Below are 2649 nucleotides of genomic sequence, written 5' to 3' on the forward strand. Positions count from 1 at the left end.
CAATTACAGATGAAAAATGAAAGTCAGAGCTCAGGAACTTCCAGCAACAATAGAATAGATATCCCGAATAGACGCAACTTTCTACACTTGTCTGAAACTAGAAATCGAAGAGCGGATCGAAACACCCGGCATATTTCACAAGTAAAGCGAGTGATGGATGTGTTTCGTTGAACAATGACACAAAACAATACTAACTTCCAGATCAGGCGGGGGAGCAGCGTTCTCATGGACCAGCGATCGAGCCAATCGAGTGTGCAGAGTTCAGCATTCGAATTCCTTTCACAGAGGAACGGGGACTCCGTTATTGCAGTCACATGTGAACAATCTCCAGATACATTTTTGCAAAAATGGCACGATCAGACCGGAACGATACCTTCCTTCGCACGAGTGATCACCGTAGGGGAATCGATGCGCTCTACACAGACGCAAGTCAGTTCACAGAACGTCGTGCGATCGATAAAGAGCCTTGACGACCTGACAGCGGTACAATTGGAGATCGCATCCGCACTGCAGGATGCACCCGAAGGGACGGTATTCATATTGGACTCGCTCACTCCCTTTTTCGAGCAAGTCACGCGAGACGAGATCCTCTCGTTTGTCGAAACCGTTGTAGAATACATCGTGACGACGAAGGCTATTGGATACTTCTCGATCGATACATCAGCTCACAACGAGACGACCATCACGGCACTCCGGTCCCGTCTCGGGCTACTGATCGAACGAGACGAAATAGGGTGGTTGATACGACCGTCCCAAGATTGGATCTCCGGAGAAGAATCCCTTGACGTGCTGTTCGATATTCTTCGCTCCAGACGACGACGGGAAATACTTCGACACCTGCTCACTGAGGAGACCACCTCTCTTAGTGAACTCGCAACTGTCGTGGCAAAGCGTGAAACACAAGAGAAGGTGATAGCTGATGGGACACTTCAACGGTATTTGTTAAATCTCTCACAAATTCATATTCCGAAACTCGTCGACAAAGGCTACATTTTGTATGATTCCGATACGCAATCGGTTTCGAGTTGTGAGGCCACACAGCGAGCGAAGCCGTTTCTCGTCTTTGCGGAACAGTAGCTACTCGATTACAAAACCGGCCATCTTCTCACAGGGTAGGATTTGGGGGGATATTGATAACGACAGCCATCCAAATTTGGAGTACAATGAGTAGAAAAGCCCCGTTCGATGCGGTCCGCGAATTCGAGGTAGACGGAACCTCGTACAAGATGGCGGACCTCACGGTTCTCGAAGACGAAGGGTTGTGCGACCTCGACAAACTTCCGGTGAGTATCCGAATCCTCTTGGAGTCCGTCCTCCGGAACGTGGATGGTGAGACCATCACCGAAGAGGACGTTCGCAACGCCGCCTCGTGGCAACCCGAGGTTCCAGACGTCGAACTCCCGTTCACGCCCTCTCGCGTCGTCCTACAGGACCTCACCGGCGTTCCCGCGGTCGTCGATTTGGCGGCGCTTCGCTCTGCGGCGGACCGCGCGGGCGAGCAACCGTCCATCGTCGAACCCGAGGTCCCCATCGATTTGGTCATCGACCACAGCGTCCAAGTCGATTACTTCGGATCCGAGGACGCCTACGAGCGGAACGTCGAAATGGAGTACGAGCGGAACGCGGAGCGGTACAAGGCGCTCAAATGGGCTCAACAGGCGTTCGAGGACTTCAACGTCGTCCCGCCGGGAACCGGAATCGTCCATCAAGTGAATCTGGAGTATCTGGGCCGCGTCGTCCACGACCGCGAGACCGACGGGGAGAACTGGTTGTTCCCGGACACGCTGGTCGGGACGGACAGCCACACGCCCATGATCGGTGGCATCGGCGTCGTCGGATGGGGCGTCGGCGGCATCGAAGCGGAGGCGGCGATGCTCGGCCAACCCATCACGATGAAACTCCCCGAAGTGGTGGGCGTCCGCCTGACCGGCGAACTCCCCGAGGGCGCGACCGCGACCGACCTCGTTCTGCACGTCACGGAGAAACTGCGCGGCGTCGGTGTCGTGGACCGCTTCGTCGAGTTCTTCGGTCCCGGCGTGTCGAACCTCACCGTCCCGGACCGGGCGACGCTCTCGAACATGGCCCCCGAACAGGGGTCGACTATCAGCGTGTTCCCGGTGGACGAGGCGACGCTCGACTACCTCGAACTCACGGGACGCGAACCCGAGCACATCGAACTCGTCCGGGAGTACCTCGACGCGCAAGGGCTGTTCGGCGAGCAGGAACCCGAATACACGGAGACGGTCGAGTTGGACCTCTCGACCGTCGAACCCAGCCTCGCCGGGCCGAAGCGTCCCCAAGACCGCGTTCCCATGGGTAACATGCGGACCCACTTCCGAAACCTGCTCTACGACGAGTTCGGAGACGACCTCGGTGACGTGGACGAGGAAGCCATCGCCCGCTGGCTCGGCGAGGGCGGTGCGGGTGGCAACGCGGAGGGGACCAGCGCGTCCACGGACGGTGGAACGGTGGCGGAGGCTGAAACGGCGGAAGCGCCCGCGGAACCCAACCTTGGTGAACTCACAAAGCGCGTTTCCGTCGAGATGGACGACGGGTCGGAGGTCGAAATCGGCCACGGCTCCGTGGTCGTCAGCGCCATCACGAGCTGTACGAACACCTCGAACCCTTCGGTGATGCTCGCCGCGGGAC

2 protein-coding genes are annotated in these 2649 nt (G+C 57.4%); both read left to right on the top strand.

Going from position 1 to position 2649, the window contains the following annotated elements:
- Positions 1 to 174 precede the first annotated feature (174 nt).
- Complete coding sequence (locus WBV42_RS21185) at positions 175 to 1077, top strand: DUF7504 family protein (RefSeq protein ID WP_423987797.1); 903 nt, start codon at positions 175 to 177, stop codon at positions 1075 to 1077.
- An 86-nt stretch (positions 1078 to 1163) separates the two neighbouring features.
- The coding region (locus tag WBV42_RS21190; RefSeq protein ID WP_423987798.1) for an aconitase family protein at positions 1164 to 2649 on the top strand (1486 nt) is incomplete at its 3' end.

The organism is Haladaptatus sp. (assembly GCF_049589095.1).
Classification (GTDB): domain Archaea; phylum Halobacteriota; class Halobacteria; order Halobacteriales; family Haladaptataceae; genus Haladaptatus.